Origin of the sequence: Marinicella meishanensis, assembly GCF_019931145.1 — a bacterium.
GTDB classification, from domain to species: Bacteria; Pseudomonadota; Gammaproteobacteria; order Xanthomonadales; family Marinicellaceae; genus Marinicella; species Marinicella meishanensis.
In genome coordinates this window covers 272,779-286,503 of record NZ_JAIOUV010000002.1, presented here as the reverse complement: position 1 = coordinate 286,503, position 13,725 = coordinate 272,779, and the positions used below count along the sequence as shown (strand labels likewise).

Sequence of the window (13,725 nt, the reverse complement as noted above, 5' to 3'; positions counted from 1 at the left end):
CTATAGTTTTTCTTTCGGTTGATTTAACTTTTTTTTAATTAATACGTGTTTGAACATTGACAAATACTAAATCTTTAGTACTATGTTTAATGTACTTACGAAAGATATAGTACGATAATAACTAAAACATTGGAGATTGAGCATGAAAAAAACCAAACTGTCTGAAGACATCGCCCGATTATTGAAGGGGGTTGGGTTCAGTGTGTTGCTGGCCAGCCAAGTGCAGGCCCAACAAGCCAACAGTGACAATGACACCGAAGATGACGTGGCTGAGCAAGGCACCATCAAGGTCGTTGGTTCACGCATCCGCACCACCGATTTGGAGGGGGTGTCACCGGTGACAGTGATCGGACGTGATGAATTGGAATTGTCAGGCCACAACACCATCCAGGACTTTGTCCGCACTTTGACCATTTCTTCGGCCAACATCGGCGATGACAACAACAACTCATTTGCCAATGGCACCAGCAGCCTGAACTTGCGTGGTCTGGGTTTGAATGCCACTTTGGTGTTGATCAACGGTCGTCGGGTGGCGGGTTATGGCCAAGCGCAAAACATCACCTCGTCATTCGTTGATTTGAATTCCATTCCAATGGCCGCCATCGAGCGCATTGAATTGTTGAAAGACGGGGCGTCGGCCATTTATGGTGCCGACGCGGTGGCTGGGGTGATGAACATTGTGCTGCGTAAGGATTACGAGGGCACCGAATTAACCATGGGGTACCAAACCGACGTTGAGGGCGACACCCCACAAACCAGCTTCAACACCATTTTTGGTGGTGGCAATGACCGCACCCACTTCACCACCACCTTCAACTACCTGGATCGCGAAGCTTTGTTCTACAGAGATCGAGACTTTTCCGCCACCGCCGATCAACGGGCGCGGGGCGGGGTGGACCAACGGTCCTTGTTTGGATCACCACCGACTTTGATTTCATTTGACAACTTCACGGTCAATGCGGCCGATAACTGCACCTCCGTGATCAACGCCTTGGGTGGCACCGCTTGTTCATTCAACTACAACGATTTCATCAACTTCTTTCCGGACAGTGAGCGCTTTGCCACCTCCCTGTTCTTGACCCATGAAATCAGCCCCACCATGGAGCTGTATGTCGATGCGGCGTACAACAACAACCGCAGTGTCAACATCGCGGCACCGGCACCGTGGACCAGTGTCTACAATGTGGCTGGATCCAGCACCGTGAGCATATTGACGCCAGAGCAGCAGGCCACCCGAGCCCAGTTGCCGTTTTCCAACCTGTTGATTTACTTCCCTGCGGAAAACCCGTACAACACCTCAGGCGAAGACCTGGGGCTGTTGTACCGGCCGGTTGATTTTGGCCCAAGAACCGGTGAAATCAACTCGCAAGGTTACCGCTTCAATGCCGGTCTGCAAGGTTTCATTGGTTCATCTTCCTGGGATTATGACATCGGCGTGGGCTACACCCGCAGCAATGTGTTGGTGGAAAACCGCAACGCCATCAACGGCGTCGCCCTGCAACAATTGTTCTTGGGCTTGAATGACCCCAGTGGCAGTGGCGAAGTGTTGTATTACAACCCCTTCGCCCCCAATGAACAACGCATCCTCGACATTGCCAAAGTGACTTTTGAAAACCGCAACGTCAGCTGGGAAAAAAGCACGGTGGCCAATTTTTCAGGACCGTTGTGGGAATTGCCAGCCGGTGATTTGAATTTGGCTGTGGGTGTTGAATTTCGTGAGCAGTATTTTGCCAATGAATCCGACCCTTTGCGCAATTCAGGTGGCTTGGTCGGCACCGGTCGGGCCAACGACACCTTTGGTGAGCGCGATGTGACTTCGCTGTATGCCGAAGCGGTGATTCCACTGCATGAAACGGTGGAAATGCAAATCGCTGCCCGTTACGAGGACTACTCTGATTTTGGTACCACCACCAAACCCAAGGTCGGCATCAAATGGCGACCACTGCCAGAATTGGTGGTGCGGGCTTCCTACGGCGAATCGTTCCGCGCCCCTTCATTGCCTGAACTGTTCGGCGGCGTGGTCTCCAGCTTCCCATCATTGATCGATCCGGTGCGTTGCCCTGACCCCACGGGCGCCGTTCCGGGGCAAAATGGCAACGCGACTGACTTGACCCCGGCTGATTGCGGCAACGGTCAAACCCGGGTCGACAATGCCGGAAATCCGTTGTTGCAACCCGAGGAGTCGGAGTCTTACAACATCGGTGTGGTCTGGGAGCCTGAGTTTTTTGAGAACTTTGTGGTGTCGTTTGATTACTTCAACTTTGACCACGAGAACATCATCGTGCAACTGCCTTTGAACACCATTCTGGCCTTGAATGACCCCAATCAAGTGGTGCGTCCAGGTGGTCCAGGCACCCCCATCGCTCGGGTCAACCGTTCGTTCAACAATGGGGCCTTTCAAACAGTCAACGGCTTTGATTTGACCATGGCCTATCACATGAACTTGGGCAACGGTCGCTTGGGTTTCAAAAACACCGCGACCTATTACGATCAGTTTGATTTCGCGCCGATTGTGCTCGATGCCAACAACAACCCCACCACGGGGGCACCGATTGATGGCACCGGCAATGTGATTTTGGGAGACTTCCCCCAATTGCGCAACAACTTCTCGGTCAACTATGCGTGGGGTGCCCACACCATCCAAGCCACCGCCAATTACCGCAGCGGTTTGCGCACCAGCCAAGTCAACAGTTTGACGGGCACCGCCGATACGCCATCGCACACCACGTTTGATGTGGCCTATACGATGTTCATTGGTGAGGACAAAAAGTTGCAACTGGGATGCATCAACTGCACCGACAAGGATCCGGTGTTTGATCCCAACACCAATGAAGAAGCGGGTTACTTCAAGAGTACCGATGACCCCAGAGGCGCGGTGGTGTACGCCCGATACACCCAGACCTTCTGATGAACTGAAGCATGGGCCGCAAGGACGACTCCGGCCCATCAGTGCCCTCCAAATAAAATTGCATCTATATCGAGGGAATGGGTGTGATTCAACACCCCCAAAAAGGCCAGTGACGGCCTTTTTTGGTGTCTGGGGGAGCGGTGATGCAGCGACCGGTTGGTGACACTGGCTCAGTGGATGTGTTGGTGGTTGCAATGGGGCAAGGCCTTATTGTGTGCAGGCTCTGTAGAGGCCTGTTTCAGGTCCAAGCTCAGCAACAAAGACTGCAGGTGGTCTTGCGACCAAAAGCGGCCCCGGGCCATCACCCCCGAAGGGGTTTTGAGGGTTTCTAAGGAGTCCAAGGGATTGGCCTCAGTCAAGATGAAATCAGCCCGGTGGCCCGTTTCAATGGTACCAAATGGTGTCTCGTTTGGCAGGGTTTGCTGGATGAATTGACCGGCGTTGCGGGTGCTGATGGCCAACACCTCGGGCACTGGGATGCCCGCTTCATGTAACAAGCGCAATTCTTCATGCACCCCATAGCCAGCCATCACCCCTGGAAAACCAGTGGCATCGGTGCCGCTGAGCAGCGGCACCCCGGCCTCGAACAGCACCCAGGTCATGCGCATGTAAAAGGCCATCAAATCCTGTAAATCTTCCTGGTCGCCGTTTTGAATGAAGGGTTGATTGAAGTAATTGCGCCAAATGTTTTTCACCGCTTGGGGGGTGAATTGATGCCCTTCTCGGGTGATCAGTGCTTGGTAGGCTTCGGTTTCATTGCCTGAAATGTTGACATAGGACTCAAACACTGCCAAGGTCGGTGACATGTATGTGCCATGTTCCAGAAAGATCTCAGCCACTTCAGGCAAGCGGCTGTCATCGCGTTGAAAATTCAAATGGGTGACGTGTGGTTCTTGGATGTGAACCGCCAATTTTTGCCCTTGAAACAGGGAACGAAACATGGCTTGGGTTTGTGGAATGTGGCCTATGACCGGCAATGACAGGCGTTCACTTTCCAGAAAGAACTGGGTGATGGTGGGGCCGGTCAGTTGCCAATAAAACTTGATGAAGTCGTATGCTTCCAGGTCCAACCGTTCGGCATAGGCAGTGGCCTCAGCCGGCGAAGACACCGTCAAACTGGGGTTGCTGTTGTCCGCCACGCCATAGGCCACTTGGCCGGCATACAGTGTGGGCCCAATCAATTCCCCTTGTTCGAAGCGCTCCCCCAATTGGGGCACGTCAATGGCAAAGTCATTGCCGGTGTTCAACGCGGTGGTGACGCCGTTGGCAATCAACAACAAGCCGGCTTGTTCAGCCGCCTGGAGGCCGCCGGTGTTGATGTGTAAATGCATTTCGGACAGGCCGGGGGCCAAGTACAGGCCCCGACCTTCGATCTGGGTGCCGGTGAAGCGACTGGCAAAAGAGGGGTCTTGATTGATGTCGATGATTTGGCCTTGTTCAAACACCACGTTTTGATGTTCGAGCACCGGCAGACCAGTGGTCATGGGCACCAGCTTGACATCGACCACGGCGGTGCTTTGCTCAGCCCCGAGTTGAGCGGGCAATGGATTCATGCCGGGTTCGGGTTCACTCAATGGAATCAGGGGGGCGTCGGTTCGCTGCCAAACCTGCGCCTCACTTTGGTAGTGGCGCAACTCGATTTGGTTGAGGCCGACCCGCTGGTTGTGTTGCAAATTCAATTGCAGGGTTACATGGCCAATGGGGGTGAATGACAAAGCAACCGGCGGGCAGGTGCGGCAATACCCGATGACGTGATTCATGTCCAAGGTGCTTTGGCCATTGCGGCTGGCACCACTGCCCAAAGCCCACAAAGGCGACCCATCGAGGCCGTAATAGTAAACCAAGGCAGCCACGGTGCGTTCGGGTCCGGTGCCTTGGTAATCCAATGAATATCCCCAACCAGAATCTTCGCTGCCACTGAAGTATTGGCCGGTGAAGTCAACTTGTCTGACATCACTTTGCGCCAAAGTGCTGACCAAACACCAACTGCCTTGCTGTGCGCCTAGCTGCCAATTGAAGGTGGCGTGGTGCGCCGCATCCACACCCTCACAAGCCGGGTCAGGTTGGTCAAAAGTCAATGTAAATTCGCCGACTTGCCCCACTCGCTGAGTGGGCTCTGCGGCCCCATGTTCATAACGGTATTCATCCAGTCCACCGACCAGGATCTCGGCATTGGCTTGCCAACTGGCCACCCCCAAGTACCAGATCGGTTGTTGTTGATCATCGTAGGTGTAAAACAACACCACGTAGTTCGGTCCGGCCTTTTGTAAATCGATGCCATGGCCGTTGTGTTTGGGCGGCACCCACAACCCGGTGGCAGGTATCCGCGCGACCGAGTGGAGGCTGATCAAGCAACCCATTATCCACACCACATACCGCAAGGTTTTCATTGTATAAATCCGTGACAAGTCCCAGCATCCTACTAAAGAAAGTTGAGGTTGGGCAGGAATAATCGATGATTCTGCCCATAAAATGACGCTGCCGCGGGCTTTTGGCTTGTTTCTGGGTGATCTCAAGGTAAAATAACGGGTTGATTTTGATTTTTTGATCTGACCATGAAATACGACACCGTTTTTGATGTGATTGTGGTGGGTGGCGGCCATGCCGGTACCGAGGCGGCGTTGGCGGCTGCGCGGGTGGGGGCCAAAACCCTGCTGTTGACCCACAACATCGAAACCATCGGCCAAATGTCTTGCAACCCAGCCATCGGCGGCATCGGTAAAGGCCATCTGGTCAAAGAGATTGACGCTTTGGGCGGGGTCATGGCCACCGCCACCGATCATGCCGGCATCCAATGGCGCACCTTGAATTCACGCAAAGGCGCGGCAGTCCGGGCCACCCGGGCACAATGCGATCGCAACCTGTATCGGGCCCACATCAGATCCGTGGTGGAAAATCAGCCAAACCTGCACATCTTCCAACAAGGGGTGGAAGACCTGATCATTGAGCACGACCAAGTCAAAGGCTGTGTCACGCAAATGGGCTTGGTGTTCATGGCCAAGACTGTGGTGCTGACGGTGGGCACTTTCTTGGCCGGTAAAATCCACATCGGCCTGTCAAATTTTGCGGGTGGCCGCGCCGGTGATCCGCCGGCCACGGTGTTGGCGCAAAAACTGCGGGCCCTGCCGTTCGAAGTGGACCGCTTAAAAACTGGAACCCCACCACGCATCGATGGCAAAACCGTCGATTTTTCGGTGATGGAAGAACAGCCCGGTGACAGTCCCAGACCGGTGTTTTCTTACCTGGGCTCCTTGGACCAACATCCCGAGCAAGTCAGTTGTTACATCACCCACACCAACACACAGACCCATGATCATATCCGTGCTGGTTTGGACCGTTCACCGATGTATTCGGGTGAAATTGAAGGTCGTGGTCCGCGCTATTGTCCCTCCATTGAGGACAAAATCATGCGCTTTGCCGACAAGGACTCACACCAGATTTTCGTTGAACCCGAGGGCTTGGGCACCCATGAGTTATACCCCAATGGCATTTCGACCTCGTTGCCGTTTGATGTGCAATTGCAGTTGGTGCGCTCCATCAAAGGCTTTGAAAACGCCCACATCACCCGCCCGGGTTATGCCATTGAATACGACTTCTTTGATCCGCGTGGCTTGCAGGCGTCATTGGAAACCAAATACGTCGAAAACCTGTATTTCGCTGGTCAAATCAATGGCACCACCGGCTATGAAGAGGCTGGTGCCCAAGGCTTGATCGCGGGCATGAATGCGGCTTTGAAAGTGGCGGGCAAACCGGCCTGGACCCCGGCCCGCAATGAAGCGTACATGGGGGTGTTGATTGATGACTTGATCACCCAAGGCACCAACGAGCCCTACCGCATGTTCACCTCGCGGGCTGAATACCGCTTGATGCTGCGTGAAGACAACGCCGATTTCCGCCTGACCGAAAAAGGCCGCGAATTGGGCTTGGTCGATGACCGGCGCTGGGCGGCATTCAGTGAGAAGAAACAGCATGTTGAAGGCTCCCTGGAGCACCTCAAGTCGCTGTGGCTGGGTCCCAACAATGCCTTGGGCAAAAAATTCATCACCCAAACCGGCATTGACTTGAGCAAAGAAACCAGCGCCTATGATTTGTTGCGCCGGCCTGAAGTCAACATCAGCATGTTGCTGGAGCTGGATGAAATCAGCCTGCCTTCACGGGCTGAGAAGGTGCTGGAACAGGTCGAAATCCAAACCCAATACGCCGGTTACCTGGATCGCCAACAACAAGAGATCGACAAAGCCAAAGCGCATGAGCACAAAGCCTTACCGGCCGACTTCGACTACGGCCAAATCAAAGGATTGAGTGGCGAGTTGACCGAAAAACTCAACCGCATCAAACCGGCCACCATCGGCCAAGCCAGCCGCATCCAGGGCATGACCCCTGCCGCGGTGTCCTTGCTGTTGGTGTATTTGAAAAAGGCGGGTTGATCTTCAACACCGATACAACCCCAGCCACCGTCATCCCCGGGTCAAGCCCGAGGATGACGGCTTTTGGGATAGGTTTTACCGATATATCCAAATCCCTTTCCAACCCAGGATTCTTCTTGAATAGAAGATCCCCGGGTCGCCTACATGGATGGCGGTGTGTCGTGTGAGCAGGATGCGGAAACGACCAAACCCAAGGATGACGAAGGGGTGGCTGTGTTGATTCATTGTTGATTGTTATTGGCGTTTACCATGTGTCCGTTAAGATGAGGGAAAAACCATGATCATAATTTTGAGCTTTTTGTTGTTGTCAGCCAACGGTGTTGAATCGGTCTGGCAACAAGAAGTGTTGATGGACAATGAGCGGGTGTTGATGGTGCGCAACACCTTCCCGCCAGGCACCGAATCAGGGCCGCATCAACATGCCTATCCGGTCCGCACGGTTTATGTGGTTGCGGGCGGTGAGTTGTTGTTGCAGCCGCTGAACTCGGAGCAACCGGAACGCACCATCATCATCGAAACGGGCAGTGCCTTGATGCTGCCGGCGCAAGCGCACAACATCAAAAATGTCGGTCAATCCACCGTGGTTTTGATCGAAACCGAGTTGAAGTGACCCTTTGCTGGATCGTATTTTCCACCCCTCAGCGTTATTCACTCGTTCATGTGGAGTGACCACACCTCACGACTGATGCCTTGATGGGTGAAAAATACGATCCTGCCGTCGCCTTTCATTGGGTGTTAAGGCCGGGGCCTGTTAACACCCACTGAAAGACCACTGTTCTGCCTCATCAGCCAAAGCGTTGCAACAAAACCGCAAAAGCCCGCTCACAGCCACCCAAATACCCCGAGCCAAATAAATTCAAGTGGTTCAATTGGTGGTAGAGGTTATAAATGATTTTCTTCACCGGGTAGGCGGCTGACAACGGTCGCGCCGATTCATAGCCGCGGTAAAACACGGCGGGAAAGCCGCCGAACAGCTGGGTCATGGCCAAATCGGCTTCAGCGTCACCGCAGTACACCGCCGGATCAATCAGCCACACACCGGTGGCGTCAAACAACACATTGCCTGACCACAAATCACCATGCAACAAACTGGGGTGGTCAAGGTGCTGGTTGAGCCATTGGGTCAACGGTCGTTTGATTCGATCCAGCAGCTGCTGCCAGGTGCGGCGTTGCTGAACATCGCGCAGCAGCGTCAGTTGAAAGCCCAGGCGGTGCTGGCAAAAGAATTGACCCCAGTCATCGCTCCAGCCATTGCGTTGGGGGTTCAGCCCAATGAAATTGTCCTGGAGCCAGCCGAGTTGTGCTTGAGGGATTTGGTGCAGCTGGGCCAGGGCTTGGCCGAAGGCGGTCCATTGGTGTGCGGAACCAGCCCTGTGATCAATGCGTTGCAGTTTCAGGCTGTGGTCGTTGACGGCATGGACCTGTGGAATTTGGATGGGGATCTGATGCTCGGTCAGCACTTGTCTGATTGCTTCAAGGCCAGCGGCTTCCTGGCACAAGGCTTCGGGGTGGCTGCTGTGATTGCTTTTGTGGAAAGTCATGCCATTTGACTGCTGAAGAATTCTGCAATCAGGTCATCCTTCACATGATTTATGCTGGTCATTCTGGTATAACTGTTGGCCTTTGAAATCATCATTCCTCATGAAACCCATTTGTTTGTTGCTCACACTCATTATGACTTTCCAAACCGATCTTAGCAATGCCGAAACCCTGACCTTGGAACGCATCTTTGCCAGCCCGGATTTGTCTGGCCCCAGCTTGCGGGCTTTGAAAATGTCGCCCGATGGCTCGCGGGTGACTTATCTGCAAGGCAAGGCCGACAACAAAGACCAATATGACCTGTGGGAATACCACATTGCCGATCAAGCCAAACGATTGCTGGTGGATTCAAATGATTTGCTGGACGGGGAAGAGGTGCTGTCAGACGAGGAAAAAGCCCGTCGCGAACGACAACGCCTGGCCAATGTGTCGGGCATCATTGATTACGCGTGGTCCGAAGCCGGGGATGCCTTGTTGTTTCCTCTGAATGGCGATTTGTATGTCTATCAGTTGGCCAGCAAAAAGACCCAACAACTGACGGCCTCGGCGGCGTTCGAGACCGATGCCAAATTCTCACCCAAAGCCCAATACGTGTCATTCATTCGAGATCAAGACGTGTTCGTGGTCAACACCGAAACCGGTGAGGAAAAACAGCTAACCACCGATGGTGCAGGCCTGATCAAAAATGGCATGGCCGAATTTGTGGCGCAGGAAGAAATGGACCGCGACACCGGTTATTGGTGGTCACCGGATGAGCGGTACATTGCTTATCTGCAAGTGGACGAGTCACCCGTGGCAGTGACCAAGCGCTATGAGATCAATGCCGATGACATCGAAGTGATTGAACAGCGATACCCTTATACCGGCGAGGCCAACGTCACCATCAAACTGGGCATCGTTGACCTGGCAAATGGCCAAACCCAATGGGTGGATCTGGGCGAGGAACAAGACATTTACATCGCCCGGGTCGGGTGGCTGCCTGACAGCCAACGGCTCAGTTACCAATGGCAAAGCCGCAACCAACAAACCTTACAACTGCGGTTTGCTGACCTGAAAGGCCAAAGCCAAACGGTGGTCACCGAAAGCAGTGATACCTGGATCAACTTACACCATGATTTGAAATTCCTGCCAGACGGTCATTTCATTTGGGCCTCTGAACGCAATGGCTTCAAACACCTGTATCTGTATGCCAATGACGGCACCCTGATCCGCCAGCTCACCGATGGTGAGTGGGTGGTGGACGCCGTCGAGGGCGTCGATGAAGCGGCCAGTTGGGTGTATTTCACCGGCAGCTTGACATCGCCTTTGGAACGCCATTTGTATCGGGTCAATTACACCCAGCCGGGTGAGCCTGAGAAAATCACCCAGCGCGAAGGGTTCCATGACATCACCATGGATGCCAGCGCCAGCCATTACATCGATCAATGGTCAGACCGCAACCACCCACCACAAACGTCCTTGCACCAGGCTGCTGGGTCTCGCGTGGTGTGGCTGAATGAAAACAAAGTGGTTGAGGGGCACCCCTATTACCCTTATGTGGATAATCATCTGGACAATGAGTTCGGCACCCTCAAGGCCGCCGATGGGCACACCTTGCATTACCGCATGATCAAACCCAAGGATTTTGATCCCCAACAACAATACCCAGTGTTCCAATACGTCTATGGGGGTCCGCATGTGCAATACGTGACCAAATCCTGGGGTCGGTGGATTGAACAATACATGGCCCAGCAGGGTTTTGTGGTGTTCGTGATTGACAACCGCGGCAGTGACCGCCGCGGCATGAAGTTCGAATCGGCCTTGTATCAACAAATGGGCACGGTGGAATTGGCCGATCAACTGGTGGGCACGAACTTTGTCAAATCTTTGCCGTTTGTGGCAGCCGACAAAGTGGGCATTTTTGGTTGGAGTTACGGTGGTTTCATGACCCTCAAGGCCTTGACCAACGCCCCGGATGATTACGCACTGGGTGTCTCGGTGGCACCGGTGACCGACTTTGCCTTGTATGACACGCATTACACCGAACGGTACATGTCCACCCCACAACTGAACCCGGATGGTTACCGCCAAACAGCGACATTTGAGCATGCCAAAAACATCCGCAAACCGCTGTTGTTGATTCATGGCATGGCCGATGACAACGTGTTGTTCTTGAATTCGACCAAAATGATTAAAGTGTTGCAGGATGAGGGGATTTTGTTTGACACCATGATCTATCCGGGTGGCAAACACGGCATCAGTGGCGCCAAACCACAATTCCACGTGTACAGCACCATCGCCGACTATTTCATCAAACACCTCAAACCCAAGTCACCGGAGGCCCCATGAGAGATTACCTGAATTTTTATTTGAATGGCCAATGGGTGGTGCCCGAAAACCGCGAACGATTGGCGGTGATCAACCCTGCCACCGAACAAGTGGCCGGACAAATCTCCCTGGGCACGTCGGCCGATGTCGATGCCGCGGTACAAGCGGCCCAGGCGGCATTCGTTGATTTCGCTCAAACCACCCGAGACCAGCGCCTGGAGCTGTTGCAAGCGGTGGCCAGCGAATACAAAAAGCGCTCGGATGACATCGCCGCGGCCATCACCGAAGAAATGGGTGCGCCAGCCTGGCTCAGTGGTTCCAACCAAGCGGCTGCCGGCTACCTGCACTTCAAATCGGCCATTGATGTGTTGCGTGATTATGCATTCGAATACCAGCAAGACACCGCCTGGATCCGCGAAGAACCGATCGGGGTGTGTGGTTTCATCACGCCCTGGAATTGGCCGGTGAACCAAATAGGGTGCAAGTTGGCCCCTGCCTTGGCCACCGGTTGTACCGTGGTGTGGAAACCCTCTGAAGTGGCGCCATTCTCGGCCTACTTGTTGATGGAAGTGTTGCACCAAGCGGGCGTGCCGCAAGGGGTGGTGAACATGGTCAATGGGGATGGCCCCACGGTGGGCGCCGCCATTTCAGCCCATCCCGATATTCAAATGGTGTCGTTCACCGGCTCGACCCGGGCCGGCATCGCCGTGGCCCAGGACGCCGCACCCTCGATCAAGCGGGTGACCCAGGAATTGGGTGGCAAATCGGCCAACATCATTTTGGACGATCTGTCAGCGGAGGCCTTTGGCAAAGCGGTGGCCGGAGGCAGCAAAACCATGTGCGTCAACTCCGGACAAAACTGCAATGCCCCATCGCGAATGTTGGTGCCCCAAGCCCGCTTGGCCGAAGCCGAAGCGGTGGTCAAAATGACCTTGGAAAACATCACCGTGGGCAACCCGACAGACCGCAACAGCTTTTGTGGACCGGTGGTTTCCCAGGTGCAATGGGACCGCATTCAACACCTGATTCAACAAGGCATCGATGAAGGGGCCCAGTTGTTGGTGGGTGGCCCCGGCAAACCGGCCGGCCTGGACACCGGGTTTTACGTCAAACCCACCGCCTTCACCCAGGTTCGCAATGACATGGCCATTGCGCAACAGGAAATCTTTGGCCCGGTGCTGTGTTTGATTCCATATGAATCTGAACAGCAGGCGATCGAATTGGCCAACGCCAATGATTACGGCCTGTCCGGTTATGTGTCCGGGGCCGATCCCGAACGGGTCAAACAGGTGGCTCAGCAACTGCGGGCCGGCATGATTCACCTCAACGGGGCGCAAATGGATCGCACCGCGCCATTTGGTGGCTATAAACACTCAGGCAATGGCCGTGAACGTGGGCCGCAGGGCTTCGCCGAATTTTTGGAAACCAAGGCCGTTTTGGGGGCCCACTGACAGGAACACTCATGAAGTTATCTCAAGTCATCCTCAGCAACATGCCAAACGGCCGCAGCCCATTGAGCTGGGTGGTGTTCATATTGATCTTGTTGGTGATGATCCCGATTTTGATTGTGTTGGTCATTTTGTTGCCTTTGGTGCTGATCTTCAACCTGATCAAAATGCGCTTTTTCCCCAGCAAAACGCCGAAGACTTTTGTCACGCCATTTGGTTTTGCCCAATATTCGCAAGCCAACCAAAGTGTGGTCAATTACCCCTGGCATGACGTCGACCAAGTGGAGGTCTGGAATGAAGCCGGCAAAACCTTTGGGGTGTTGATCATGAAAAGCGGTGAACCGGTCAAATTACCTGGCGTCTCGATCGAGCAACTCAAGGCTTTGTGTGCGCAACACGGCATCGCTTTCCACGAAACCGTGGTGGTGGTGCAAGAGGTGGAATAACGATGGTTGGCTGCGGTGTTGCTGGTTCATGGCATAATGGCAGGCTCGATGCCATCACCAAGACCTGGAGTCCAAGCCCATGAACCGATCCAAGCAAACCATCAAAATTCCTGCTGGAGAACAAGCACAAATTTTCAGTCGCAGCTTCAGCAGCGTACCCATGACTTATGTGTTTCAAGCCGAGTCGGTCATTGGTGGGGAGCCCCAAGGACAGGTCGAAACCCGCATCCGCCGCAGCATCGGCCAAGGTGCCACCAAAACCAAAGATTTGCAACGCCACAACGAAGTGAAAGCCAGTTTTTGGGACACCTTTGTAGAAATTCATGTGGTGGCCAATGAGGACGTGCTGGTCTCACTGCCCAAGCGTCGATTCAAAGCACTGCGTTGGCCGGTGATGTTGGCCTTACTCGTGGTGCTGGCCGCCAGTGCCGTGATCATGATCCAAACCTGGCAGTGATCCGGGGCCTTGGGCCAGTTAACACCCACTGGGCTGGGTCGTGTTTTCCATCCCTCGGCGTTATTCAGTTGTTCATGTGGAGTGACCACAGGTCACGACAGATGCCTTGATGGCTGAAAAATACGATCCAGCCGCCGCCATTCAGTGGGTGTTAACAGGCCCTGACAAAAATCACCTTGTTTTTTCTTAAAAC

At 54.0% G+C, this 13,725-nt stretch carries 9 protein-coding genes; 7 read left to right on the top strand and 2 right to left on the bottom strand.

The genetic code is table 11. The annotated features are described in order from the left end of the window. The first annotated feature begins 142 nt into the window (after positions 1–142). Positions 143–2,908: a TonB-dependent receptor plug domain-containing protein gene (locus K7G70_RS03765; RefSeq protein WP_223787264.1), complete on the top strand. Its 2,766-nt coding sequence runs from the start codon at positions 143–145 to the stop codon at positions 2,906–2,908. 170 nt (positions 2,909–3,078) lie between these two features. Here K7G70_RS03765 and K7G70_RS03760 read toward each other — a convergent pair whose 3' ends face one another. Further along, positions 3,079–5,268, bottom strand: coding sequence for an amidohydrolase family protein (locus K7G70_RS03760; RefSeq protein ID WP_223787263.1), 2,190 nt, complete (start codon positions 5,266–5,268; stop codon positions 3,079–3,081). A gap of 195 nt (positions 5,269–5,463) precedes the next feature. On the opposite strand from K7G70_RS03760, the gene mnmG reads away from it, so the two are divergent. Both mnmG and K7G70_RS03750 read left to right on the top strand, forming a co-directional pair. Continuing rightward, positions 5,464–7,335, top strand: a complete 1,872-nt coding sequence (mnmG, locus tag K7G70_RS03755; RefSeq protein ID WP_223787262.1) for a tRNA uridine-5-carboxymethylaminomethyl(34) synthesis enzyme MnmG — start codon at positions 5,464–5,466, stop codon at positions 7,333–7,335. Positions 7,336–7,612: 277 nt separating this feature from the next. After that, positions 7,613–7,945 (top strand): cupin domain-containing protein, encoded by a 333-nt coding sequence (locus K7G70_RS03750; RefSeq protein ID WP_223787261.1) that lies wholly within the window; start codon positions 7,613–7,615, stop codon positions 7,943–7,945. A gap of 175 nt (positions 7,946–8,120) precedes the next feature. Here K7G70_RS03750 and K7G70_RS03745 read toward each other — a convergent pair whose 3' ends face one another. Beyond that, complete coding sequence (locus K7G70_RS03745) at positions 8,121–8,897, bottom strand: fructosamine kinase family protein (RefSeq protein ID WP_223787474.1); 777 nt, start codon at positions 8,895–8,897, stop codon at positions 8,121–8,123. A 97-nt stretch (positions 8,898–8,994) separates the two neighbouring features. On the opposite strand from K7G70_RS03745, the gene K7G70_RS03740 reads away from it, so the two are divergent. From K7G70_RS03740 to K7G70_RS03725, 4 genes are all read left to right on the top strand, one after another. Then, positions 8,995–11,202 (top strand): S9 family peptidase, encoded by a 2,208-nt coding sequence (locus K7G70_RS03740; protein WP_223787260.1) that lies wholly within the window; start codon positions 8,995–8,997, stop codon positions 11,200–11,202. Continuing rightward, complete coding sequence (locus K7G70_RS03735) at positions 11,199–12,632, top strand: aldehyde dehydrogenase family protein (protein ID WP_223787259.1); 1,434 nt, start codon at positions 11,199–11,201, stop codon at positions 12,630–12,632. The genes K7G70_RS03740 and K7G70_RS03735 overlap by 4 nt, the downstream gene beginning before the upstream one ends. An 11-nt stretch (positions 12,633–12,643) precedes the next feature. Continuing rightward, positions 12,644–13,075, top strand: coding sequence for a hypothetical protein (locus K7G70_RS03730; protein ID WP_223787258.1), 432 nt, complete (start codon positions 12,644–12,646; stop codon positions 13,073–13,075). A gap of 79 nt (positions 13,076–13,154) precedes the next feature. Beyond that, complete coding sequence (locus K7G70_RS03725; protein WP_223787257.1) at positions 13,155–13,532, top strand: hypothetical protein; 378 nt, start codon at positions 13,155–13,157, stop codon at positions 13,530–13,532. Positions 13,533–13,725: the final 193 nt, after the last annotated feature.